The organism is Arthrobacter sp. R1-13 (genome assembly GCF_054161475.1).
The window spans coordinates 3,612,220-3,633,921 of record NZ_CP096420.1 but is presented as its reverse complement, the minus strand read 5'-3'; the positions used below and the strand labels follow the sequence as shown (position 1 = coordinate 3,633,921).

Here is a 21,702-nt window from a genome sequence, read left to right as displayed (position 1 = left end):
TGTCTCGCGACTACTTGGCTTTGTCATAGGAGTCAGTCACGGCAATGCTGACGGGGAATTCGACCGGGATCCTTCCGAACAGCAATTCCTTGGCTGCGCTTGCCGCCTCTTCAATGGCAGCGATACTTGCCTCCACCGCATTATCAGGGCTGTGGACCATCACCTCGTCGTGGAGAAAGAACACGAGTTCCCCGGCAGGTGAGCCGTCGGAGCGCAATGCGCGCAGCCGCCGTCGTAATTCCGCCAGCCAGCATGCAGCCCAGTCCGCCGCAGAGCCCTGGACCACAAAGTTTCGAGTGAAACGTCCGCGGGACCTGGCTATCGAGTCCGCCCTGCGCTGTTCCTCGGCGGTCGCGGTCTGCTGGCTTTGGACCCACCTTTCTGAGGGTGGCGGACTGCTCCGGCCCAACCGCGAAGTCACCGTTTTTCCTGCCTCGCCATCGCGGGCTGCGCGTTCTACGAGGCCCACGGCCCGGGGATACGTCTTGGTGAGCTGTGGCATGAGCCGCCCTGATTCACCCGATGTCGCACCGTACATGGCCCCAAGCATGGCAATTTTCGCCTTTGCCCGGTCGCCGCCAAAACCCTGTGCTGCAACGCCGGCGTAGAGGTCCTTATCCTTCGCGGCCTCGGCCATCACCGTGTCCTGGGAAAGGGCCACCAATACCCGGGGCTCCAGCTGTGAGGCGTCCGCCACGATGAGCTTATGGCCGGGATCAGCATGCACAGCTCCGCGGATCTGGTGCGGAATCTGCAGGGCACCGCCGCCACGCGATGCCCAGCGACCGGACACCACTCCGCCCACCACATACTCAGGCCGGAAGCGGCCCCCGTCCACCCAGGCGTCCAACCATGCCCAACCATTAGCCGTGTGGAGGCGGGAGAGTTTTTTGTACTCGAGTAGCGGGCCGATCGCCGGATGATCGGACTGCTTCAGCTCCCATTGCCTGGTGGTCTTGACCTCAATCCCGTTGCGGTGCAGCGAACGCATGAGGTCCTGAGGCGAATCCGGGTTCAGGGCCGGTGAGTTGAGCAGGCTTCTGAGCTCGGCGGTGAGCGCTTCGAGTTTCGCCGGACGCTGGCCATTCGCAGGACGCTGTCCAAGATAGTCCACCAGGATTTTCTCGTGGAGTTCTACCCGCCAAGGCACGCCGGTATGTCGCATCTCTGCCGCAATCATGGACCCGGCGGACTCGGCGGCGAGGAGCAATTGGAGGCGCTGTCTCCTGTTCCCCTCGGTACTCGCGCCGTTAAGGGCGTTTTGCTGCGCTGCGAACTCCGTGCGGAGGTGCTCAATTGAGGGTTGCGCGGCGGTGGCGGGGCCGAGATGTTCGAACAGGGCCCCTTGTTCCTTGGGAGGCGGAGGCGGACGGAGTCCGGCGGGCGGCCCCTGGAGGTCGTCGTCCTGGATAAGCTTTTCGGCGGTACGGGCATAGTCAGTATGGGCGGTGAACTCCGAGTGGGCCAGGATCGCCCCGCAGAGAGTGAGGTCGTAGCACCGCTCCAGCTCAATGCCGGAACGCAGCAAACGCGGGTACCAGTCCTGCGTCCGGTTCCAGATCCAGCGGGGCCGGCGCTTCTCAAATTCACGTACGACGTCGGGGAGCTCGCCGAGGGTTATCACCTGCGGTTCCGGATGGGCTGGGGCCGGTTCGCCTGCCGGAGTGAGTTGCTGAAGGGCTGCGCCGTCGGCGTGGGCGGCAAGCAGCAGATACATGCTTCAATTCTGCCTTGCCGTGACCGACGTCCCTGACAGAACCGGTTCTATTGAGGACGTTGCGTGTCCTGATGCACATGCTGTGGTTGGGGCCCTCTGTTCTTTTGCAGGGCCGGAGCTTTTGTTCCGGGCTTTGGGCTGGAGCTTTCTGCTGGCCTCCGGGCGTTCCGCCTCTGACTGCGACTTGTCCACATAGCATCGACTTTGTCTTACATGCAGCCTCCGGCCCCGGCAAGGTGGCCGTATGAGCAGGCACCACCTCAAGCACCCTCCCCACACCGATCCACCTTCGGGCGCGGCATCACCAGCCGCACAGGCAGATTTAACCGGCCCCGACGCCTTGGCCGCCCCGCCAGCGCTAACCGGCGCGGCGTCCGGGCGAACGGAAAGGGGAGCCCTGTTTCGTGAAGGAACGGGGAGGCCACGCCCCACACCGGCTCCCTGGCTGCCTGATGAGGGATCGGAGACCTTGCTCGTCACCGGGTTCGATGTGCTCAGATCCGAGGTGGAGCGCATTGTGGCGGCGACAGGCGGGCAATTGCGGGTAGTCGCAGACGCCACCGAGGCTGCGCCCTTCTGGGATTCGGCCGCCGCGGTGTTGGTAGGAAGCGATGTGCGGGAGCTTCCTCCAAGACGCCGCGGGCCTGCGGTCCTGGTAGGCCTCAGCGGGGAAGGCGACAGCCTGTGGCATCTCGCTGCCGCCCTCGGAGCAGAGCGTGTGGCTGTGCTGCCGGACGCGGCAACATGGCTCGCTGAGTACCTGAGCGGGGCTGGTTCACCGGAAGCAGGAGGGTTGGTGGTCGGGCTGACCGGGGGTTGCGGCGGGGCAGGTGCCACCACCGCAGCCATCTGGATAGCGCAGGCCGCAGCAGGGCTCGGAGCCAGGGTGCTCCTGGTGGACGGGGATGCCTGGGGAGGCGGCCTTGAATTGGCACTCGCAGCCGAGGAAGCGGCGGGATTGCGCTGGCCGGACCTTGCGGATGCGCGCGGGAGCATAAATCCCGAACAACTGAGCGATGCCTTGCCTGTGGCTGGAGGTTTTTCGTTTCTTTCCTGGCCCGGCAGCCGGGACCGCTCCGCAGTGGTGGAGCCCGGCACGGTCGTAGGAGTCCTCGACGCCGCCAGACGAGGCTATGAACTTGTGGTCGTGGACATCGGACGGGGTGCAGAACCCCTTCGGAACTTCGCCTGGGATTGCGATCGGCTTCTGCTCGTAGTGCCTGCCCAGCTCAAAGCCGCCGTCGCCACAGCAAGAATCCTGCAGGAGCTTCCGCCAGTGGGAACGTCGTTGGTAGTGCGGGGAAAGGCGGGGGCAGCACTGGACGCCGGCCTCATAGCGGATTCAGTGGGGCTGCCCCTGCAAGCCGTCTTGCCCGAGGTGAGGGGGACTGCGGGGGCTACTGAGCAGGGCAGGTTGCTGGAAGTCGGGCAGCGGAGGAATGTCCGCCGGTTTGTGGCATCGGTCCTGGAGCTCTTCGACGAGGAGGGGGAATGACCGCCCGCCGAAACCTGCCTGGTCTCCCTTCTGCCCCCATCATTTCGGATGGTGGCCTCACCCGTCGCAGGCAAAGCCGATCAGTCGATGCCAGGCTGCTTGAATCCGTCCGTGAATCTGTCATGGCCGATTCCGGACCTGTCACCCCTTTGCGGGTGGCATCGGCAGTCCAGGCCTCGGGGCGGCTCCTCGGTACAGCGGGTTCCTTGGCCGCCGTGGAAAGCATCAGCGCTGAGCTCAACGGACTCGGGCCGCTGCAGGCGTTGGTCCGGGATCGGGCAGTGACTGACATCTTCGTAAATGCACCGGACTCCGTCTGGCTGGACCGGGGCAAGGGCCTCGAGCGGGCTCCCGTCACCTTTTCCAACGAGGTCCAGGTACGTGCCCTTGCCTCGCGGCTTGTAGCTGCCGGAGGGCGCCGGCTGGATGACGGTTCTCCCTGCGTCGACGTCAGACTCGACGGCGGTTATCGCGTCCATGCCGTACTTCCTCCAATCTCTACTGTCGGAACGCTGTTATCGGTGCGGATCCGGCGCGATCAGGTGTTTTCGCTCGACGAACTCAGGCAAGGCGGAATGTTCGGGCCTCTTGGTCAGCAGGTGCTGGAACGGATGGTGACGCACCGGTTGAGTTTTCTGATCAGCGGGGCCACAGGATCCGGGAAAACCACGCTCCTTTCAACACTGTTGGGCTTGTGCCATCCAAGCGAAAGGCTGGTCCTGATCGAGGATGCTTCGGAGCTCAATCCCGTGCATCCCCACGTGGTCTGCCTGGAATCAAGGCACGGGAACCTGGAAGGCGGAGGCGCCGTCGATCTGGGCGAACTGGTGCGGCAGGCATTGAGGATGCGGCCGGACCGGCTGGTGGTAGGAGAGTGCCGCGGGGCGGAGGTACGTGAGCTGCTGACAGCAATGAATACGGGCCATACCGGAGGAGGCGGCACCATTCACGCCAACGCGGCGGCAGCCGTTCCTGCGCGGCTTACGGCGCTGGGCGCGCTCGCGGGACTAAGCCAGAATGCGGTGCGTCTGCAGGCATCCAGCGCCTTGGACGTCGTGGTCCACGTTGAACGATCAGTCCATGGCCGGCAGTTGGCATGCATCGGCCTTTTTGAGGATGGGAGGGAAGGGCTCACTGTTTCGGCAGCACTGGAGATCCGTGGCGGTGAGCTGTGCCAAGGGCCGGCGTGGTCCAGACTGGCCAGACGCCTGGGACTCGAAGGGCCCGGGTTTGCAGTTGGGTACGGTAGGGAATCGGCGTGAGTTTCGCGATGGCTGTTGCCCTTGGAGCCGCACTCTGGCTCATCATTCTTCCTGGGCGAACCTCCGCACACCGCCTCCGAGTCACACTCCCTGCTGCTGGCGGACGGTATGGGAAGGGCCGTGCCGTTTCAGGGTCTCCCGGATCATCCGCAGCTGGACTGGCTCCGGGCCGAAGTGCCCGCTTTCGGAAACGGAACCGCAGCCAAGAGTCCAGTCACATGACGGTGGTAGTTCAACAGCTCGCCGCCCTGTTGAAGGGCGGTCGAACTCCCTCCCGGTTATGGGACGAGCTCGCTACTCTTTACCCGGCAGGATCATCCGAACTCACCACAGGCCGGGATCCTCGTGCGGGCCGGGCTCCTCGTGCTGGCCAGGTCCCTCATGTTGGCAGGGCTGCTCGTGAAGGCGCCGGCCAGACTACGGCAGAAGTCTCGGGCTCTGCTTTTCAACTCGTACTGGCCGCAGCCAGAGCGGCTTCGCTCCGGGGGTCACCTGTCTCGGACGCTATTCGATCAGCTACAACAAGCGCCTATCCCGGCAGTTCGCGGAACCGCCGGATTTGGGGTGAACTCGCCGCTTGCTTCGACATCGCGGAAGCCAGCGGATGTCCATTGGCTGATATCCTCACCCGGTTCGCTGCCCAGCTGGAAGCCGAGGACGACGCCGACGCGGCCCGGCAAACGGCGCTGGCAGGGCCAAAGGCCACCGTGAAGCTGCTGACCTGGCTGCCCTTCCTGGGACTGGCTCTTGGCACGGCCCTGGGAGTAGATCCGCTGAAGATCCTTTTGGGGACACCGTACGGAATCGCCGCCCTCGTTGCCGGCATCTTGCTGACTGTGGCAGGACGAGCTTGGTCGGCCCGCCTCGTCCAGCACGCGGCAGGGATGCCATGACGGTTGTCTTGCTCCCTGCCATTGCAATTGCAGCGCTGGCTACCATGGCTGCTTTATTCGCGTTGGCTGGCCCGGAGAGGGTGCGGAGACGGCTGGCCCGGCTACTTGCACTTAATAAAGAGCGCTCCGCCCTTGAGAACGGCAATCGATACACACCAGCTGGAAATGGCCGGGATCTGACGGGAACTGGGGCTGACTTAAGGGGAAAGCGGGAGCCACCGGCAGGGGGTGCCGTTACCTCCGCGGAGGACGGCCTGGCAGACACCGCCATGATGCTTGACCTAATTGGCGCAATGCTGGACGCTGGCGCCGGAGTGGGGCGCTCACTTCAACTTGTGGCGGACTGCTCATCAGCTAAGCACGCGCTGTCCCTTCGCCCGGTTGTTTCAGCGCTTGCGATTGGTGCGGATTGGGATACGGCATGGCGCAGTTCAGCCGTTCAGACCCGGGGAATGGTCGAACTTCGTGATGCGTTGGGCTTTGCGGCGCTCACCGGTGCCCCTTCATCGGCGATCCTCTATGCCCAGGCCGCCCGGATGCGGAGGGAGCGGTTCCGGGCCGCCGAAAAACGGGCGGCTGCACTGGGTGTGAGGCTTGTTATCCCCCTGGGGCTGTGCTCATTGCCTGCCTTCATCTGCCTTGGTGTTGTTCCCGTTCTTCTGGCGATGATTCCGTCAGCGGGCTAGAGGCACTCCAGTTTCCCTCCACAGCCAAGGAATTCCACGGTTATCCACTTAGCGGTCATGGTCACTTATCTGCCGGAGAACAAGTCGGAAGAGTCGAAGCAGCCGGTGCTACAGCCGGTACCCCACCTATGGAAGGACACATCATGTCGACCACAGCACATCCCCTCGAAAAGCCTGAGACTGCCCAGGCGGAACAGTCCGAAGCCAAGGTCAATGAAATATACCCGGGGGCAAGCGCCGCTCCTCAGGTCCGGAACAACGTCGCTGGCCTTCGAAACCGGCATGGTCGCATCCGCCGCCTGGGCTTTCGGCGGTACAACCTTCGCCGGCACACCTCATGGGGTTCGGAAGCGGGCATGGCCACAGCGGAATATGCCATCGCTACGTTGGCTGCCGTGGGTTTCGCCGGTTTGTTGGTCTTTATTCTCCGCAGTGAGGAGGTCAGAGGCTTTCTGCTCAACCTCATCCGTACGGCGCTGGCCTTGCCATGATGCCCGGCTTGGAAGTGCTCCCAGTCCCTGGCGCGGGGAAGTGCCGGGGTGCTGTAACGGCTGAATTTGCCGTCGCCTTGCCCGCCGTGTTGTTGCTGTTGGCCATGCTGCTGGCCGGTTCCGCCGCTGGCCTGACCCAGCTCAGGCTGGAGGAGGCAGCAAGGGCAGGGGCCAGGGCGCTTGCAAGAGGTGAGGATCCCGGAGCCATTGAGGGCATTGTCAGGCAAGTTGCAGGCAGCTCCGCTTCGGCTGCCATCAGCGCAGACGGGGAATGGCTGAGCGTCATCGTGTCAGGCAGGAGCGGCGGGTCAGCGGGTTCGCTGGTCCCGTGGACTTTGTCTGCGAAGGCAACGGCCAAGGGAGAGTCCGGCAGTGCACCGTGATTCCCACCCCGAGCGTGGTTCCGGGACCGTCCTGGCTGCGGCCCTGGGCCTTGTAGTAATGACGGCGATGGTACTTCTGCTCGTGCTCGCGCAGTCAGCAGTCATGGCATCCAGGGCCGCATCGGCCGCAGACCTTGCAGCTCTGGCCGCAGCCGATGCGGCACGGGGTCTGACGGAAGGGGAACCCTGTGCCGTCGCAGCCGCGGTCGCAGCCCGGCACAACGCAAGAGTGACGGCCTGTGCAGAAGGAACAGGCCAGACAGTTGAGGTCCGCACCGAGCTGGAGGCCCGGACTGTTGTTGGGTCAGCCACGGGACATGCCCGAGCCGGCCCGCCGCCCTGATAGGAGGACCGCACTACTAACTGCGATCCGGGCTGGTTTGAAGGGTTTCCAAACGAGGGGCTTCACTTGCATCCCGAAGCAAAACGTCGAGCAGGACCACTGCTGCCGCCTTGTCCAGAGGGTTGTTCTTGTTGCCGCATTTGGGCGATTGCACGCAGGACGGACAACCCGACTCGCATTCGCACGCTTTGATCGCTTCACGGGTAGCTGACAGCCACACCTTGGCCTTGTCGAAACCACGTTCCGCGAAGCCTGCCCCACCGGGGTGCCCGTCGTACACAAAAATGGTGGGCACCCCGGTATCGGCATGGAGGGCGGTGGAAACCCCTCCGATGTCCCAGCGGTCACTCGATGCCACCAGGGGCAAAAGTCCGATCGCGGCGTGCTCAGCGGCATGCAGCGCACCGGGAAATTGCGCTTCGATGAGGCCGGCAGCAGTGAGTGAGCGGTTGTCCACCTCAAACCAGACTGCCTTAGTGAAGAGCTCCCTGGCCCCCAGCTCCAGCGGCTCCTCGCCCAGGATCTCGTTGGAAATCAGTGCCTTGCGCTGGAAGGAGACAACCTGGGTGGTTACCTTCACGTCTCCGAAGTGCACTCCTATGTCGCCCCACCGAACGTGGCGCTGACTCTCCAGGACCTCGATCTGCGTTACATCCCTGGCCGTCGTGTAGTAGTCCGGGTTCGCCCGCCGAACCACAACGCAATGGTCATCCTCGTTCAGATCCTCAACCACGTAACTCTCGCCCTGGTGAACATACACGGCACCGGTGTGGGCCTGGTAATGAGTCTGCGGCGAATCCATTGTGCCCAGGAGGGAGCCGGTGTCGGCGTCCACAATGCTCACCGGCCCGCCGCCGTCGGCTCGAAGGTTCACCATGGCCGCAGCACTTTGGGAATGCGTCCAGAACCACCCGGCCGGCCGTTTTCGCAGGTATCCCTGGGTTACCAGCTGGTCCAGCAGCTTCTCAGACGTATCGCCGAAAAGTTCCAGTTCGCCGTGGCCGAGGGGGAGTTCTGCCGCTGCCGCGCAGAGATGCGGACCAAGGACATAGGGATTGGAGGGGTCAAAGACGGTAGCCTCAACCGAGAGGTCAAAGATGGCTTCGGGATGATTCACCAGGTAGGTGTCCAGTGGATCGTCACTGGCAACGAAGGCGGCGATGGCGTCCTGGCCCGTCCGTCCGGCACGGCCGATCTGCTGGAACAAAGAGGCTCGGGTACCGGGCCAGCCTGCCACCAGAACCGCGTCGAGACCGGAAATGTCGATGCCGAGCTCAAGGGCTGAGGTGCTGGAGACACCCAGGAGCTCACCGGACCGAAGAGCTTTTTCCAGCGCACGTCTCTCCTCCGGCAAATACCCGGAGCGGTACGCTGCCACTCTTTGCGGAAGGCTCGGATCCACTTCATCAAGCAGCCGCTTGGTGATGGACGAAATGGTTTCCGCCCCACGGCGGGACTTGATGAAAGCAATCGTCCGGACATGGGAGGAAACCAGATTGGCCAGGAGATCTGCCGTTTCAGCCACGGCAGTCCGCCGCTCCGGGGCGCCGTTTTCGCCCCGGACTTCCATCAGGGCCGGCTCCCAGAAGGCCACTGTGGTGGAACCGTGGGGTGAGGAGTCCTCAGATACGGCCCGGACCGGAGCACCGATGAGCCGTCCAAACGATTCGCCAGGTTCAGAAGCCGTGGCGGAGGCGGCGATAAACACGGGACCCGGGGATCCGATTCCGGCGTAGTAGGCACAGATCCGGCGAAGCCGTCGCATCAGGTTGGCCACATGTGAACCGAAGACACCGCGGTAGCTATGTGCCTCATCCACAATCACATAGCGGAGCCGGCGGAAAAAGCTTGCCCACCAGGCATGGTTTGGCAGGATCCCGAAGTGCAGCATGTCGGGATTGGCGAGGATGAAGTTGGCGTGGTCACGAATCCAGCGTCTGGAGGCGGGATCCGTGTCGCCGTCGTACGTTTCGGCCCGGACGGTCGGAAGGTTCAGCGCCCGAATAGCGGAAAGCTGGTCAGCGGCCAGGGCTTTCGTGGGGGAGAGGTACAGCGTTACGGCGCCGTCGTCGTGGATTTTTCCCGGTTGGGACAGCACTCCCAGCTCCGAGCGATGGATCGAGTCCAGCGCCGGAAGCTGGTAGGCCAAGGATTTTCCTGAGGCCGTCCCGGTGGCTATCACCACATGTTCGCCAGAATGGGCGAGGTCGGCGGCGAGTACCTGATGCCGGTAGGGCTGGTGGATCCCCAATGACCCATAGGCAGTTACGAGGTCGGGGTGAGCCCACTCCGGCCAGGTCTCGTGGATGGCTTGTCGGGCCGGAATGGTGTGCACATGACGCAGCTGCTCCGGGTCCGGGCCCCGGCCCAGAAGCGGGATCAGCGAGTCATGTGGGTTCACCTAAACATTGTTTCACCCGGGCTCAAATCGCTGGTTTCCGCCGGGTCTTCGGACTAGGCGACGGAGAGGTCTGCGCCCTCGTCAGAGGCGGAGACCATCAGTACATGGCAGACGGTTTTCCAGCCCAGGTGCGAATACAGCTTCTGTCCGTCCAACGACGCCAGCAACAGTCCATTCTCAACGTCGTGCTCAAAGGCCTGTGCGGCCAGCGCTTTCATGATGAAGCTGCCCAGACCGCGGCGCTGGTAGCCGGGTTCGGTGACGATCCTGTCGAACACGGCGGTATTCCCCACCACGTAGACCCGGCCACTGGCAGCAACCTCGTCGCCACTCCGGACCACGGCATGGTGCACTCCGTCCGTTTGGGAAGTCTCGAGCCTGAGGTCATCATCAGCAAGCCAGGGATCCTCAGAGTCCTGGGTCTCCATGTCTACGAACATCATGGTCTGCGACGCCGATGTCACGTTCAGTCCGTGCTCCTGCGCCAGGAAACTGTACCGGGCGGCGTCGTTGGTGAAGACCGTGATGATCCTGGTTGGGGATTCCGCTGCCTTTGACACCAACTCAGCGAATTCGGCGTTGGAGGGATCATGGGCGAAGTAGACCCAGTCCCTGTTGGCATCAGCTCGGAGGACCGCAGGGAAGCGGCCCTCGTTGCGGGTCTCGTAGCCCCGGCAGCCGGCCCAGCCGGCTACCCAGACTTCCAGCAAGTGGGTGATGTCTTCAACCATGGCGTCCGGAGTCATGTGATGAGGGTATTCCAGCGCTGTCACAAGCAACAGGGGTAGGTGGAGGAGAAAGGCCTTGCTTATGAAATTGTGACCGAGGCAAGGCGCTCCCGCAGCCAGGACAATGGAATACCTCCCAAGCGGAACACCTCGCCAACGGCGATTTCCCGTACCAAGTACCCTTAAATACGTGGCTTTGAACCGAATTGTACTTTTCTACGGCTTTACCCCTCTCCCGGACCCCGACGCCGTCCGGCTCTGGCAGCGTGCCTTGTGCGAGAAGCTGGGACTGACCGGGCGCATCATCATCTCCAAGGACGGCATCAACGCCACAGTCGGAGGCGAGATCGGCGCAGTGAAGCAGTACGTCAAGACCACGCGCGAGTACAAGGGCTTCCACGAGGTCGACGTGAAGTGGTCCGACGGCGGTTCCGAGGACTTCCCCAAGCTCAGCGTGAAAGTCCGCGACGAGATCGTGTCGTTCGGGGCACCCGGCGAACTGAAGGTTGATGAAAGTGGCGTTGTGGGCGGCGGCACGCATCTCAAGCCCGAAGAGCTGCACCACTTGGTTGACACCAAAAAGCAGAGCGGCGAGGACGTGGTGTTTTTCGATGGCCGGAACGCCTTCGAGGCCCAGATCGGGAAATTCAAGGATGCTGTAGTTCCCGACGTCGCCACGACGCACGATTTCATCAAGGAGCTGGACTCCGGAAAATACGATGCGTTGAAAAACAAGCCCGTCGTGACCTACTGCACGGGCGGCATCCGCTGCGAGGTCCTCTCCAGCCTCATGGTCAACCGCGGCTTCAAAGAGGTTTACCAGCTGGACGGAGGGATCGTCCGCTACGGCGAAACCTTCAAGGATCAGGGACTCTGGGAGGGCTCCCTCTACGTCTTTGACAAGCGCATGCATTTGGAATTCAGCGAGGATGCCAAGACGATCGGACAGTGCATCCGCTGCTCGGCCCCCACCAGCAAGTTCGAAAACTGCTCAAACCTCAGTTGCCGCACGCTGACCCTGTACTGCGCCGAGTGCGCCGCAAGTCCCGAGACCCTCCGCTGCCCCGACGGCTGCGCCGCCTAACCCCCGCCTGGGAGACTTCAGATCCGGCTCACGATGTAGGCATAGTTTGCGGCGGGAACTGTTTCCATCTGCACAGTCAGCACTGAGTCCTTCGTCAGCTGGATCACGTTGACCCGCGCAGTTCCGCACCGCAGGCTCAGATTTATCAATTCAGCGTCCCCGTTGCGGATGATGAAGCTCATCCGGTAGTGGCTTCGGCATGCCAGCGTCAGCGCATAGGTGCCGCTGGGCAACTGCGCGGTGCTTTCGGTTCGGGTCGCGTGGCGATCCAGCGAACCGAAGCCGGTATGGAACACCTGGCCCTGCGTGTCTGGCAGGACTGACGCCACCCACAGCTCCAGTTCGTCCCCCGACACAGGCTCATTCATCCTCGGGTCCCGCGGGAGCCTTACATCCGTGTAGGTCGGCGTGGGCGTCGCGATGAGCGGACGCCCGTCGTCGTACACGTACTCACAGCCGCTGGTGATCGCCGCGGCTGCCAAGGCAACGGAAAGGACGACGGCGGCGCCCGGCCGGCGCCTGAGCGTCGCCCGCGGTGCCCGCACTCTGGGCATACTCTGACTTTAGGCCCGGAAAAGTCGCCAATCCATAGGTAGTACGGGGGGACGCCAGCGCTATCCCTGCCCTTCCAACCACCGCCTGAATTCAGGGCTGGGAGTGGCTTGGGGTGCCGTCGCTCTGCCGAGGTGAAAACCCACTCTCGCCCCTGCCCCCGGCGCGGGCTTCTCGCCCGTCACCCTGGTTGAGATTGAGAGAGCCCCGGCGGCATCCAGTTCGTGCACTACTGGTTCCCCGCACAGGTAGGTTGTCTGGAGAAGCACAGCACCTCCTGTCCCCACAACAACCAATTCGGCTTCGGACGCGCCCAGGCACTCTGAAGCCACAATGTACTTACCGGACGGGAGCGCCTTGGTGCTGGTGGAAACGCCATCCGCAGGACCGTCCGCGCCTGATATGAGGTCAGGTGCTGCAACCGCCAGATGGCGTCGCATGATCGCGGCGTTCCTGTCCTGGGCAGCTGCTACCTCCGGATCAAGGGTAGGAAATGCAGTAAAAGAGGGCGGAAGGCTGGGATCACTGCTCGTGGAGGAAGCACGTGGGGGAGCTCCGACGTCGTATTCACAGCCCCCGCAGCCGAGGAGGAGGACTCCGGCCATCAACAGCGCTGAAAGCGGCGGAAGCAGCCTCCCGAGGGCCGGGCTCATCATCCGGCTTTCTGCCCCGGAAGGACGCTGACGGCGGCTCGCAGCTCGTCTGAATCGGAATCCACCAGGATCTGGGCACCGTCTGTATTGAGCTCGAAACTCGTTCGGAATGCCGGCCCGCAGGGAACATCCGGTAGCTCGGCAATCGGATCGCCGTCCGCGTTCATCGCCAGAAGGTCCACGGCGTCAGGTCCGGAACAAACAAAGGCGAGATCATATGTTCCCGCACTTGCCAGCGGACCCGTGGCGGTGCCTTCCCCTGAAGACAGGAAGCGCCGGAACTCGCCTGGCTTTTCCTGACCCAGCTGCTCAGTCATCCACGCCTGATTCCTGGCCGCGATGTCGCGAGGTGCGGGGTGGTGCTCAAGTTTCAGCCCTGTTACAGCACCGGTCAGGGGTTCCTGAGGCACCACTTTTGCCAGAACCTGCCCGCTGGTGTGGTCGATTTGAATGACCTTGCCCATGCCGCAGGAGAAGGAATACTTCTCCGGGGACGAGTCGCCAAACGTAACCGACACATCTGCGCCCGGAGCCCCGACACACCCCGCAGTAAGAAGGTATTGTCCGGACCCGATCTCAGCTTCAACGGTCGCTTCCGGGCCGGTCTCATAGGGTAATCCCGTTGAGTCAGGAGGCCCCAAAACCCTCATCAAAGCGACCATGTTGGATTCACCGGATGCCGGGGCTGAGTCGGAAGGCTGGCCAGGTGAACCGCTGATCGTCCGGCCACCTCCTGACGAATATTCGCAGGCACTTAGACCGCCAGCGAGCGATATCGCCACCGCAATCGAAACACGTTTGTTCATGAGCTGCCTTCCCCCAAATGCTGCCGTAGACGACGAGCCTACTAGTCACCGCCTCAGTGCAGCAGTCGACTCTCTTGGATTCCGGGACGATGTCACTATCGTTGGGCCTAGAAGCAATGGCAGATAGCCGGCTTCAGCATCGGTTTCTGGGAACCAGTCGAGAGGACTCCACCAAGTGGCGATCGAGATTCGTCCTGCCAACCAGTTCGAGGACGTGAAGACGATGGTCGGACCGAAACGGCCCGACGCGAACGTGTGCTGGTGTCTGAGCTACCGCATCCCCTCAAAGCAGAACCTGGAGCTGCGCGGCACCGAACGCGGGGAACTCGTCAAACAACTGGTCGGGCAGGAGCCGCCGCCCGGGGTGCTCGCGTACGACGGCGACGAGGTGGTTGGGTGGGCGGGTGTCCATCCACGCGCCGACACAAGCTTTGCCCGCAACCGGAAGATTCCCCACGTGGACGATCTTGACGTTTGGTCAGTCTGGTGCATCCGCGTTCGGCCAGGCTATCGCGGCAAGGGGATCTCCCATCATCTCCTCGAAGGCGCCGTGGATTTCGCCCGCGGCTACGGCGCTCCCGCCATCGAGGGCTACCCCGTGGATAACCAGGGCAAACACGTTGACCTCACCATGGCCTACGTGGGCACCCGCAAGCTCTTCGAAGCAGCGGGATTCACCAAGGCGGCCGACACCGACTCCCTGATCAATGGCTTCCCGCGGGTACTGATGCGCCTGGACCTGCGCTGAGATACTGCTTTCCGAGCAGTCTGTCGCCCGCAGGAGGCTAGCTACCGGGGGTCAGCTGATACGCGAAGATCAGGGGTGCGTCCACGCTGGATGTGCTGACCTGCAGAGACCCTGCTTCAGGAACAGAGACCTTGGCCCGCTCGAGGCTTCCGTTGCAGGCAGCTCCGGCGTCAACGATTTCCCGGCCCTGCTGCGTGACTGCGAAGAAGGCCTTCCCTCCACCCTCACACGTCATCGTCAGCGTGTAGACCCCTGCCTGAACGTCGGCCGCTTCCTGCGTCAGCGCCTCCCGATCCAGAATCTTCCCGGAGTCCTCCAAGACTGCGCCCGCTGCAGACGGTAGCGCAGTGGCTTTCCACGCTGGGACATCAGCGTTTTCGATTGAGAGGGCCGAAGAGCACGCCGTAATGCTGCCTGCTGCGAGGGCGGTGAGCGCTGCTGCTGCGAGGGCACGCCGCAGCAGTACTTCAGATCGGGACATGCTCCCAACTTACCCGTTGCCGCACTGCTCCCCGTTGATCAACTCCACTACCATCCCCCGATGCAGCCCTCAGTACACCGGCATCCGAGTTGGTTTGCCTCCGCACTCTGCCAGCCGAAGCGTTGAGGGTGTTCTCCTCTAGGACGGCGGGTATTGCTCATGCTTTTTGGCCAGTGCCTCGAACTCCTCGTCCCAAGCTCTAGCCAAGTACTTGTTGTATTCGCGGTCCTTCGGAATGAAGTCCGCGGGGGCGACCTTGACTTGAGGGGAGATGAGGTTCGGAGGTGGTGCAGGCGTGATTGTCCTCAGGGGAGGAGGCTTGGCGACCATCGTCCTCGGCACAGGTGCCGGTATTCTCCGCGGGGGAGGCAGATAGCGAACCTTCTTCGGGCGGTTGCCAAGAATGACTATGAGAAAGAATGTCAGCGGCAACAGGAGCAGCCATGGATAGGTGACCACCAGCGAGACCAGGATGGCCAGAAAAAAGAACACGCAGCCAGCTCCCAAGCCCTCGGGCTCTTCCTGCTTTTTGCTCATTCACCTCACCGCCGAGATGTATTTCCCGTCATTTTATCGTGCTCTACGGGCTAGCTCCTAGCGCATCCGGCGAGGCAACTGGGTCTACTGATCGTCCTGGACTTCTGGCCGGGACAAAATTCTCTTGAGGTTGTCCAACAGATGTTGACCTTGACGCAACGTCAACATCTACAGTCGGAAGTGCCGGTAATTCAGCCGGTCGAGAGCACCTTGGAAACGACTCCAGGAAGGGAGCCGCTATGGAATGGTCGATCCAGGAGATCGCCAAAATCGCCGGAACCACGAGCTGGACCCTTCGTCACTATGACAACATCGGGCTCCTCAAACCGAGCAGTACAGGTCACAACGGTTACCGCTATTACAGCCAGTCGGCCCTGGTGCAGCTCCAACGCATCCTGCTCCTTCGGGAGCTGGGGCTCGGATTGCCGGTCATCGCCCAGGTGCTTGACCGTGAACAGGACACCGCAGGGGCCCTCCATGGGCACCTCGGCTGGCTTCAGCAGGAACAGAACAGGTTGGGCCGGCAAATAGCGTCGGTCCGCCGGACCATCAAAGCAGTGGAAGGAGGTGAAAATCTCATGGCAGAAGAAATGCTGGATGGCTTCGACCACACGCGCTACAAGGACGAAGTCGAAGAACGTTGGGGTAAGGACGCCTACGCAAAGGGCGACGCCTGGTGGCGGGGAATGGGTCAGGACGAAAAGCGGGCCTGGAAGCAGCGCGCCCAGAAGCTCGGCAACGACTGGATCGCTGCCGCAAAGGCCGGCATCGCGCCGGACAGCGAGGCAGCCCAGGAACTGGCAAGACGCCATGTGGCGTGGCTCCAGGAGATCCCGGGCACTCCGGCCTCGGCCAACAGCCAAAACGGCGTCCAGAGTGGCATAGACATTAAGGGGTATGTCACAGGTCTGGGGGACATGTACGTTGCTGATCCCCGCTTCGGGGCCAACTACGGCGGCACGGAGGGAGCCATGTTCGTGCGGGACTCGCTGCGGATCTACGCCGAGCTGAATCTGTAAGCACAACCGGGCAGGAAGGGCATCCCCTTCCTGCCCGGTGATCCGGCCGTGCGTTCTTGTCTCCGTACGTTGTCTTGTCCAGGGCCGCGAATAGACTTGCACCCGTGACCGAACCAACTGCCCTTTCGCCCGTATCGTTCATTTCCGGAAATACGCCGGATGCTCCGCGTAGCGATATGCCTGGCCTTCTTGAGGCACTTGCAGCCGACCTGAAAAGCCTCGACTACACGGTGGATGGTGTTGCCCGGTTGCTGGGCGAATCAGCCTCCGAGGCGCTGAACAGGGACCAGCTCGTCCCGGCTTTGATAGCCACCGAATCCGCGGCGGAGGGTGAGCATGCAACAGCCGCGCTGGCCGCCGTCGTACGCTTATTTCTCCTGGCGCAGCCGCAGCAGCCGGCAACGCTCGACGCCGCGTTCCCCACTCTCCGGTCGGAAGGCCTCGTGACGCTGAATTTGATCCAACACGGCGATGACGGCGTGAGCGCGGTGGTGGATCTGCGTCCATACGGTTGGGAGGGCGGTCCGGAAGTTTCCGCCGGACATGGCCTCGGCGACACCACCGGTGTGGAATTGTGGGTGGCGAGCGACCTTGCCGCCCACCAGCGGCCCGGCGTCCTGCGCCACGATCACGTGCTTGGTATCGGCCAGGCGTCCACGACGCTGGTTCAGGCAACCATCCGTCGTCCTGTTTCCCGCGCACTGGATCTCGGCACCGGGTGCGGAATTCAAACCTTCCACTTGCTGCAGCACGTCAGGCACGTCACGGCAACTGACATTTCCGAGCGGGCGCTTGCTTTTACCCGCTTCAACCTGCTGCTCAACGCCGGGCCGCTGCACATTGATCCATTGAACCTGGAAGAGCGCGTGACGCTGCGGCTGGGATCACTGCTGGAACCTGTGGCGGGCGAGGCGTTTGACCTGGTGGTCTCGAACCCGCCCTTCGTCATCACGCCTCGGAGTCTGGACCTCTCCGGGCCCAACCAGTTCACTTACCGCGACGGCGGACTTCCGGGTGACCAGATTGTGTCATCGCTGATCCGGGGCCTGCCAAAAATCCTGGCACCTGGAGGAACAGCACAGATGCTGGGTAACTGGGAAATCACCGCGGGTACGTCCTGGGAGGAGAGGCCTCAGAGCTGGGTCAGCCCGGACGTTGATGTGTGGATAATCCAGCGTGAGCAGTTGGGACCAGATCTGTACGCGGAAACCTGGCTTCGTGATGCCTCCGAAAGCCGGGACCGCAGGAGGTATCAGGAGGCATACTCTGCTTATCTTCAGGACTTTGCGTCCCGCGATGTGTCCGGAATCGGCTTCGGGATCGTTTGGCTGCGTCGGCCTGCAGGAGAGGCCGGCAGGGCGATCGAACGGTTCGAGGAGATCACGTACCCGATAGAAAAGCCTGTCGGCCCCCACCTTGGCGCCGCCGTCGAACGCTCCGACTGGCTGGTTGCCCATGACCTGGCCGCTGCCCATCTTGTGGTCGCTGACGACGTGACCGAAGAACGGCACCAGCGTCCGGGGGCAGAGCACCCTGGGGTGATCCTGCTTCGCCAAGGAGCCGGGCTCCGGCGGACTAATCTGCTGAGTACGGAGCTGGCCGGGTTTGTTTCGGCGTGCGACGGTGACCTCAGTGTGGGACAGATTATCGGCGCATTGATTGCCTTGCTGGGCGGGGAAGACGGATTCGACGCCGGGACCTTCCGAACCACTCTCCTGGCCGAAGTGGGCAACCTGGTCCGGGACGGATTCCTCCTCCCCGCCTGACAGGGCGGGAGATGTCAAACAGTTATTTCAGGGTTGGGTGCTGCTGGATACAATGGAGCAGTGAATACACCAGCGTTGGGGTCCGAACTTGCGGCTCAGGCCGGCAGTGAGAAGGTGGAAATCACCGACCCCAAGGCCATCCGTGCACTTGCCCACGCCGCCCGGCTTGAGGTGATCTCCGAACTGTATTCCACCCAGGTGAGCCGGACAGCAACTGAGCTTGCAGCCCAGACGGGGCTGACGCCGAGCGCCATGAGCTACCACCTACGCGCCCTCCAGAAATGGGGGATAGTGGTGCCCGCGGAGACCGCTGGGGACGCCAGGGAAAGACGGTGGCGGGCAGCCGGAAGCGATGTCACGATCAACTCGGGCGGCAGCCTGGCCAATCCGGAGTTCGCAGTTCTTGACCTGGAACTTGATGCCTTTCGCCGGCGGGCAACCGCCTACGCCAAGTCCAAGGCAGAGTCCACGCAGGCCCAGCCCCTATCAGAAGATCCGACGCCGGGCAGCGGGGTCCAGACCACCCCCGCCTCTGTCGTTCTGGCCAGCAACCTGCTGTACCTGACCGTGGAGCAGCGAAGGGAGCTGAACGGCAGGATCTTTGAATTGTTGAGTGACTATGAGCTGAGGGATCCGGCTCACATTCCGGAGCAGGCCGAGCGGATGGCTACGCTTTGGTCCATAATTCCTGATGACCGCCCGCGTGCCTCCTGATGCTCTCCTGAGCGGCCACCCAAGGCGGAGAGCCGGGGCCGGCTGAGTAGAATAAGGCCTTCCCATCCAGCGGTTTTTGCCGTGCGTTTTCCACATGAATGCGCATCATTCCGGAAAATATGGTGAACTAGGCCAATATGGGCTCATCTGCCCGAGCAAATCTTTTTCTGTAGGAGCACCGTGCCAAGCAAGGCCAAAACCGGCAAGAAACTCGTCATTGTGGAGTCTCCTGCCAAAAGCAAGACCATCGCCAAGTACCTCGGCGAGGGCTTCATCGTAGAGGCCTCCATCGGTCACATCCGTGACTTGCCACAGCCCTCAGAGCTCCCCGCGGAACTCAAGAAGACCTCCGTAGGCAAGTTCGCCGTCGACATCGAAAATGGCTTCAAGCCGTACTACGTGGTGTCCCCCGACAAGAAGAAAAAAGTCGCCGAACTCAAGGCCCAGCTCAAGGACGCCGACGCCCTTTATCTCGCAACCGATGGGGACCGGGAGGGTGAGGCCATTGCCTGGCACCTCCTGGAAGTGCTCAAACCCAAGGTTCCGGTCTACCGGATGACCTTTGGAGAAATCACCAAGGAAGCCATCCACCGTGCCATGGACAACCTGCGCGACGTCGATACCGCTCTGGTCGATGCCCAGGAAACGCGCCGAGTCCTTGACCGCCTGTACGGCTACGAGATTTCCCCTGTGCTGTGGCGGAAAGTGGCCCGAGGGCTCTCGGCCGGCCGTGTGCAGTCCGTGGTCACCCGCATGGTGGTGGACCGTGAACGGGAACGCATGGCGTTCAAGGCAGCCTCCTACTGGGACCTGACCGGCCAATTCGGCGCAGGCACCGGTTCCTTCAAGGCAAAGCTGGCCTCCGTTGATGGTGCCAAGGTGGCCAGCGGCCGTGACTTCAACGACGACGGCGAACTTACGTCCCGCAATGCAGCGCACCTTAATGAGGAACTCGCGACGTCCCTGGCGGCAGCGCTGCAGAATGCCGACTTCCGGGTCAGGTCCGTTGACACCAAGCCGTACACCCGCCGTCCCGCCGCGCCGTTTACCACTTCGACGTTGCAGCAGGAAGCCGGACGAAAGCTGCGGTTCTCCTCCAAGAGCACCATGCAGGTAGCCCAGCGCCTGTATGAAAACGGCTACATCACTTATATGCGTACGGACTCCTCCGCGCTGAGTAACGAGGCCGTGACTGCTGCCCGCCGTCAGGCTTCAGAGCTCTACGGCCCGGAGTACATTCCGCAATCACCCCGCGTCTACAGTGGCAAGGCAGCAAATGCCCAGGAAGCCCACGAGGCCATCAGGCCCGCCGGTGACTCCTTCCGCACACCGGCCCAGGTTGCCAAGCAGTTGTCCGGTGACGAGTTCCGCCTCTACGAGCTCATCTGGAAGCGCACCGTCGCTTCGCAGATGGCCGATGCCAAGGGTTCAACCGCCACGCTCCGTCTCGGTGCAGTGGCATCGGACGGTCGGGACGCAGAATTTTCCGCCTCAGGAACGGTCATCACCTTCCCGGGCTTCCTCGCCGCGTATGAAGAGGGCAAGGACGAGAGCCGTGGGGATGACGAATCCGACGAAGCGCGCCGGTTGCCAAACGTGGCCAAGGATGACGCCCTCACTGCGACGGACCTCGTCGCCGTCGGGCATGAGACTTCGCCTCCGCCGCGTTACACGGAAGCGTCCCTGACCGCGGAGCTGGAGAAGAAGGGCATCGGCCGCCCGTCCACCTATGCCTCCACCATCTCCACCATCCAGGACCGGGGCTACGTCCGGAAGCAGGGCTCGGCCCTGGTGCCCAGCTGGATCGCCTTCTCCGTCATCCGGCTGCTCGAGCAGCATTTCACGGACTATGTGGACTACGAGTTTACGGCTGACATGGAAGGCGACCTGGATAAGATCGCCAACGGACAGGCCGTGGGTGCCGCCTGGCTGAAGCACTTCTACTACGGTGAAGACTCCGATCCAGGGCTGTTGAGCATCGTGAACAACCTCGGCGAAATTGATGCCAGGGAGATCAACTCGGTGCCGATTGCGGAGGGCATCACCCTGCGCGTGGGCAAGTTCGGCCCGTACCTCGAAAGCTCCATTCCCACCGTGGACCCGAAGACTGGCGAAGTGGTTGAGTCCGCGCGGGCCAACGTTCCCGAGGAACTCGCGCCCGATGAACTCACTGCCTCCAAGGCTGTTGAGTTGATGGAGACGGCGGCTCCCGAAGAGCGCGTGCTGGGTGCTGATCCGCACACGGGCCACACCGTCGTTGCCAAGAACGGCCGCTACGGCGCTTACGTCACTGAGATCATTCCCGAGATGACGGATGAGCAGTTGGCCAACCAGCCTGTTGAGTACTACAAGAATGGGAAGCCGAAGCCGCCGAAGAAGCCTGTTAAGGCCAAGCCGCGCACCGGCTCGCTGTTCGGCTCCATGAGCGTTGACACCGTCACTTTGGATGAGGCCCTTCAGCTCATGAGCCTGCCGCGTGTACTGGGGGAGGACGCCGAGGGGAACGTCATCACGGTGCAGAACGGCCGCTTTGGTCCTTACCTGAAAAGGGGAACGGACTCGCGCTCTATCGGCTCCGAAGAGGAAATCTTCACCATCACGCTGGAACAAGCATTGGAGATCTACTCCCAACCGAAGCAGCGCGGGGCACGGGCTGCAGTTCCACCGCTGGCCGAATTCGGCCCGGACCCGGTGTCTGAGAAGAACATCGTGGTGAAGGAAGGACGCTTCGGGCCCTACATTACCGACGGCGTCACAAACATCACTGTTCCGAGGACCACTTCACTGGAGGAGCTTACGCGGGAACGCGCCGTCGAACTCCTTGCGGAAAAGCGGGCCAAGGGACCCGTGAAGCGCACCACTACAGCCCGGAAGGCTCCGGCGCGGAAGGCAGCAGCGAAGAAGTAGGCACGGGGAGTCGAGTTCGCCGGAAACGTGCGGGTT

The 21,702-nt window shown here is 62.6% G+C and carries 21 protein-coding genes; 13 read left to right on the top strand and 8 right to left on the bottom strand.

What is annotated here, in order from left to right; translation table 11 throughout:
* Window positions 1–10 precede the first annotated feature (10 nt).
* Window positions 11–1,717 carry a bifunctional 3'-5' exonuclease/DNA polymerase gene (locus M1D88_RS16830; protein WP_458111881.1) on the bottom strand — a complete coding sequence of 569 codons (1,707 nt, stop codon included), beginning with the start codon at window positions 1,715–1,717 and terminating at the stop codon, window positions 11–13.
* 244 nt (window positions 1,718–1,961) lie between these two features.
* On the opposite strand from M1D88_RS16830, the gene ssd reads away from it, so the two are divergent.
* From ssd to M1D88_RS16795, 7 genes are all read left to right on the top strand, one after another.
* The gene (gene ssd, locus M1D88_RS16825; protein WP_458111880.1) at window positions 1,962–3,212 is read left to right on the top strand and encodes a septum site-determining protein Ssd; all 1,251 of its coding nucleotides are present in this window, start codon (window positions 1,962–1,964) and stop codon (window positions 3,210–3,212) included.
* The gene (locus tag M1D88_RS16820; RefSeq protein WP_458111879.1) at window positions 3,209–4,474 is read left to right on the top strand and encodes a TadA family conjugal transfer-associated ATPase; all 1,266 of its coding nucleotides are present in this window, start codon (window positions 3,209–3,211) and stop codon (window positions 4,472–4,474) included. The genes ssd and M1D88_RS16820 overlap by 4 nt, the downstream gene beginning before the upstream one ends.
* 611 nt (window positions 4,475–5,085) lie before the next feature.
* A complete protein-coding gene (locus M1D88_RS16815; RefSeq protein WP_458111878.1) occupies window positions 5,086–5,367 on the top strand; it encodes a type II secretion system F family protein in 282 nt (93 codons plus the stop codon).
* On the top strand, window positions 5,364–6,053 hold the full coding sequence (locus tag M1D88_RS16810; protein ID WP_458111877.1) for a type II secretion system F family protein: 690 nt from the start codon (window positions 5,364–5,366) through the stop codon (window positions 6,051–6,053). Before M1D88_RS16815 ends, M1D88_RS16810 begins: the two co-directional genes overlap by 4 nt.
* A gap of 143 nt (window positions 6,054–6,196) precedes the next feature.
* Window positions 6,197–6,544 carry a DUF4244 domain-containing protein gene (locus M1D88_RS16805; RefSeq protein ID WP_458111876.1) on the top strand — a complete coding sequence of 116 codons (348 nt, stop codon included), beginning with the start codon at window positions 6,197–6,199 and terminating at the stop codon, window positions 6,542–6,544.
* 14 nt (window positions 6,545–6,558) lie between these two features.
* Window positions 6,559–6,927 carry a TadE family type IV pilus minor pilin gene (locus M1D88_RS16800; protein ID WP_458114561.1) on the top strand — a complete coding sequence of 123 codons (369 nt, stop codon included), beginning with the start codon at window positions 6,559–6,561 and terminating at the stop codon, window positions 6,925–6,927.
* Window positions 6,917–7,270 (top strand): Rv3654c family TadE-like protein, encoded by a 354-nt coding sequence (locus M1D88_RS16795; RefSeq protein ID WP_458111875.1) that lies wholly within the window; start codon window positions 6,917–6,919, stop codon window positions 7,268–7,270. The genes M1D88_RS16800 and M1D88_RS16795 overlap by 11 nt, the downstream gene beginning before the upstream one ends.
* A 16-nt stretch (window positions 7,271–7,286) precedes the next feature.
* Here M1D88_RS16795 and M1D88_RS16790 read toward each other — a convergent pair whose 3' ends face one another.
* Window positions 7,287–9,671: a DEAD/DEAH box helicase gene (locus tag M1D88_RS16790; RefSeq protein ID WP_458111874.1), complete on the bottom strand. Its 2,385-nt coding sequence runs from the start codon at window positions 9,669–9,671 to the stop codon at window positions 7,287–7,289.
* Between the two features lie 53 nt (window positions 9,672–9,724).
* Entirely contained in the window at window positions 9,725–10,417 is a 693-nt protein-coding gene (locus M1D88_RS16785; protein ID WP_458111873.1) for a GNAT family N-acetyltransferase, read from the bottom strand.
* Between the two features lie 172 nt (window positions 10,418–10,589).
* On the opposite strand from M1D88_RS16785, the gene trhO reads away from it, so the two are divergent.
* A complete protein-coding gene (gene trhO, locus M1D88_RS16780; RefSeq protein WP_458111872.1) occupies window positions 10,590–11,483 on the top strand; it encodes an oxygen-dependent tRNA uridine(34) hydroxylase TrhO in 894 nt (297 codons plus the stop codon).
* 17 nt (window positions 11,484–11,500) lie between these two features.
* Here the strand turns inward: trhO and M1D88_RS16775 are convergent, their stop codons facing one another.
* The 3 genes from M1D88_RS16775 to M1D88_RS16765 are packed head-to-tail and all read right to left on the bottom strand — an operon-like array spanning window position 11,501 to window position 13,206.
* A complete protein-coding gene (locus M1D88_RS16775) occupies window positions 11,501–12,037 on the bottom strand; it encodes a hypothetical protein (protein WP_458111871.1) in 537 nt (178 codons plus the stop codon).
* A gap of 60 nt (window positions 12,038–12,097) precedes the next feature.
* Complete coding sequence (locus tag M1D88_RS16770) at window positions 12,098–12,691, bottom strand: hypothetical protein (RefSeq protein ID WP_458111870.1); 594 nt, start codon at window positions 12,689–12,691, stop codon at window positions 12,098–12,100.
* On the bottom strand, window positions 12,688–13,206 hold the full coding sequence (locus tag M1D88_RS16765; protein WP_458111869.1) for a hypothetical protein: 519 nt from the start codon (window positions 13,204–13,206) through the stop codon (window positions 12,688–12,690). Before M1D88_RS16765 ends, M1D88_RS16770 begins: the two co-directional genes overlap by 4 nt.
* 463 nt (window positions 13,207–13,669) lie before the next feature.
* On the opposite strand from M1D88_RS16765, the gene M1D88_RS16760 reads away from it, so the two are divergent.
* On the top strand, window positions 13,670–14,242 hold the full coding sequence (locus M1D88_RS16760; protein ID WP_458111868.1) for a GNAT family N-acetyltransferase: 573 nt from the start codon (window positions 13,670–13,672) through the stop codon (window positions 14,240–14,242).
* Between the two features lie 37 nt (window positions 14,243–14,279).
* On the opposite strand, the gene M1D88_RS16755 is transcribed toward M1D88_RS16760, so the two are convergent.
* Window positions 14,280–14,723 carry a hypothetical protein gene (locus tag M1D88_RS16755; RefSeq protein ID WP_458111867.1) on the bottom strand — a complete coding sequence of 148 codons (444 nt, stop codon included), beginning with the start codon at window positions 14,721–14,723 and terminating at the stop codon, window positions 14,280–14,282.
* Window positions 14,724–14,861: 138 nt separating this feature from the next.
* Window positions 14,862–15,260: a hypothetical protein gene (locus M1D88_RS16750; protein WP_458111866.1), complete on the bottom strand. Its 399-nt coding sequence runs from the start codon at window positions 15,258–15,260 to the stop codon at window positions 14,862–14,864.
* 239 nt (window positions 15,261–15,499) lie between these two features.
* Here M1D88_RS16750 and M1D88_RS16745 point away from each other — a divergent pair, with 239 nt between their 5' ends.
* From M1D88_RS16745 to topA, 4 genes are all read left to right on the top strand, one after another.
* Window positions 15,500–16,279, top strand: a complete 780-nt coding sequence (locus M1D88_RS16745) for a MerR family transcriptional regulator (protein WP_458111865.1) — start codon at window positions 15,500–15,502, stop codon at window positions 16,277–16,279.
* A 176-nt stretch (window positions 16,280–16,455) separates the two neighbouring features.
* Window positions 16,456–18,045, top strand: coding sequence for a DUF7059 domain-containing protein (locus M1D88_RS16740; protein ID WP_458114560.1), 1,590 nt, complete (start codon window positions 16,456–16,458; stop codon window positions 18,043–18,045).
* Between the two features lie 60 nt (window positions 18,046–18,105).
* Window positions 18,106–18,759, top strand: coding sequence for an ArsR/SmtB family transcription factor (locus M1D88_RS16735; protein WP_458111864.1), 654 nt, complete (start codon window positions 18,106–18,108; stop codon window positions 18,757–18,759).
* A gap of 180 nt (window positions 18,760–18,939) precedes the next feature.
* Window positions 18,940–21,666 carry a type I DNA topoisomerase gene (gene topA / locus M1D88_RS16730; RefSeq protein ID WP_458111863.1) on the top strand — a complete coding sequence of 909 codons (2,727 nt, stop codon included), beginning with the start codon at window positions 18,940–18,942 and terminating at the stop codon, window positions 21,664–21,666.
* The last annotated feature ends 36 nt before the right edge of the window (window positions 21,667–21,702 follow it).